The sequence below is a fragment of the Sphaerisporangium melleum genome (genome assembly GCF_014646695.1).
Classification (GTDB): Bacteria; Actinomycetota; Actinomycetes; order Streptosporangiales; family Streptosporangiaceae; genus Sphaerisporangium; species Sphaerisporangium melleum.
Genome location: NZ_BMNT01000107.1, coordinates 1 through 2607, shown reverse-complemented (window position 1 = coordinate 2607; position 2607 = coordinate 1). Strand labels below are relative to the sequence as shown.

At 71.0% G+C, this 2607-nt stretch carries 1 protein-coding gene and 1 pseudogene; one reads left to right on the top strand and one right to left on the bottom strand.

From position 1 onward, the window contains the following. Positions 1-616 precede the first annotated feature (616 nt). The gene (locus IEY93_RS37295; protein WP_189167867.1) at positions 617-1753 is read right to left on the bottom strand and encodes a calcium:cation antiporter; all 1137 of its coding nucleotides are present in this window, start codon (positions 1751-1753) and stop codon (positions 617-619) included. Positions 1754-2401: 648 nt separating this feature from the next. On the opposite strand from IEY93_RS37295, the pseudogene IEY93_RS39145 reads away from it, so the two are divergent. Further along, a pseudogene (locus IEY93_RS39145) lies at positions 2402-2607 on the top strand (hypothetical protein); the annotation flags it as partial.

Here is a 2607-nt window from a genome sequence, read left to right as displayed (position 1 = left end):
GCCAGACCGCGACGGCGGCGACCGCCCCGCGGCACGAGGGGTGTGTCCACTGATCGACTCCTTGGACGGCAAGGGGGAAGGAGAGCGGTGGAAGTCCTCCCGCTCAGCGGCGGGTGAGGTCGGCGGGAAGCGTCCCGGCCGTCATCTCGGCCTGATGGGCGATCGCGTCGAGGTCCATGTCGCACTCCTCGCGGAGGGGTCGGGGTGGTGCGCGAGCTGGGGCGGCGGGGCGCGGCGGAGAGGGCGTCCACAACCGGGTACGTCAATCGAACCGATTCGAGCAGAGCCTAGGGAGACGCCGGAAGGAATGTCAATGGCATGTGTCAGGCGGATGAATGGAATATTGCCTGATCGGGAGTCCGACGGAGGCCGAGGACCGCAGGTCCGCCCGGGGGTGCGTTCGTCGGCGAATCGAATCGATTCCCGCCGCGGAGCCGAGGGCGCGATGAACGATTCACCACCCGGTGGCGGTCGCCGACCGCACCACCGCCCCCGGAGGGGGAACGGGGCCGAAAGGACGAACCGCACCGGGTGATCCGATGGTCCGGCGATCGACCGGACCATCACGTCCGCGCGCGGCGGGCGAGCGGACGGCGACCGGGACTTGCGCGTCGGCTCAGGGGTTGGCGGACAGCAAGAGGTAGGCGGCGCACAGGCACAGATGGACCGCCGCCTGCAGCAGGGTGGCCCGGCCCGGCATGACGGTCAGGATGCCGACGCCGGCGGTGAGCACGAGCAGCACGATCTGGGTGGCGCCCAGGCCGAGCAGCAGCGGGCCTCCCAGCCAGATCGAGGCGACCGAGATGGCGGGGATGGTCAGGCCGATGCTGGCCATGGCCGAACCCAGGGCCAGGTTGAGGCTGATCTGGGTACGCCCCCGGCGGGCGTTGCGAGCCGCGGCGAGGGTCTCGGGGAGCAGGACGAGCAGGGCGATCACGACGCCGACCACCGCCTGCGGCAGGCCGGCGGCGCTGACCGCGTTCTCGATCGTCGGCGATTCGACCTTCGCCAGGCCGACGACACCCACCAGCGCGGCCAGGAGCAGGCCCAGGCTGATCAGCGCGTCTCTCGGCGAGGGCGCGGGAGCATGATCGTCGTCCGCGGCGGCGCCGGCACGCGCGGCCGGCCGGCCGGGTGGGTGGACGGGGAGGAAGTAGTCGCGGTGCCGGACGTTCTGCACGAACACGAACAGCCCGTACAGGGCCAGCGAGACCACGGCGGCGAAGACCAGTTGCGGAGTGGAGAACTCCGGACCCGGCGTGCTGGTGGTGAAGCTGGGCAGCACCAGGCCGAGCGTCGCAAGCGTGATCACGGTGGCCAGCGCGGCGCCGGTGCCTTCGGGATTGAACACCGCGATCCGGTTGCGCAGTGCGCTGACCAGGAGCGACAGGCCGACGATGCCGTTACAGGTGATCATCACGGCGGCGAACACGGTGTCGCGGGCGAGCGAGCTGGCGGACGAGCCGCCGGAGGTCATGAGGCTGAGGATCAGGCCGACCTCGATGACGGTGACGGCGACCGCGAGGATGAGGGAGCCGAACGGCTCGCCGACGCGGTGGGCCACGACCTCGGCGTGGTGCACCGCGGCCAGCACCGACCCGGCCAGCACGAGCACGACGAGGAGCTCGACGACGCCGGGCAGGCTGCGGCCCCAGACCACCCCGAGCACCAGGACGGCCAGGACGGGCAACGCGGCGGCGACCAGCCCGATGGGAGAGCGGATGGAGGCGGGAGCGGGGACGGGGTTGTTCATGTGACCTCCGCGTTCCGCGCGGCGGCGCCGGCGCGGCGCGAGGGCGGGACGGTGTTCGCCGGTTCGCCGGCGAGCGACCATGCGACGGTGTTATGGGAGGTATGAGTACTCATGGTGCCAGCCTTCCCGTAGCGCGCCGTTCCTGTCCAATCGACACGACCCATGAGCGCCGCACATCTGAGCCCGCCGCACGCCATCCCCGGTCACCGCCTCGGGGAGGGGAGCCGACGCCGGACTGCCGTCGTGGGAGGGGCAGGCGGAGGCCGGCCTCGTCTCCGCACTCCCCGGCTCCGCCGCGCGCGGACCGGCCCTCCGCCGAGCCCGGCGCATGGGGCCGCCGATCGGGGTGCTTGTCGGGGTCGCCGACTAGAGCGAATCGATTCGACTGGCCGTCAAGCGCGCGCTGGACGAGACCCAAGACCGAAATGTCCTCGACACGTACGCGCCGTGGCGCGGTGTCGCATCGCACGGAGGGTGGCCGGACGGGTGCGGCCTGGACACTCCGGCCTGCGACAACGAGTACGGCAAACCTTTCCGCTCCCCCATTGACTCCCATGGCGAACGCGCCTATGTTCAGTCGAACCGGTTCGGCGAACCGGTTCGACACAGATCGGAAACAACCGCGTAACTTCTCAGCGGAGGTCATTCATGGGATCAGCGGCAACGAGCCGGTGCGCGGCCGGCCTGAGTCTGGCGGTCCTGCTGGTCGCGGGTGGCACGGCGGCGTGCTCGTCGTCCGGCGGTGACGGCGGCAGCCCGGCGACCGCGAGTCAGGCCGCCGGTGGCGGTACGTACACCATCTGGGATCCGTATCCGCAGTTCGATGATTCTTCTGACTGGGTGAAGCTGCTGCA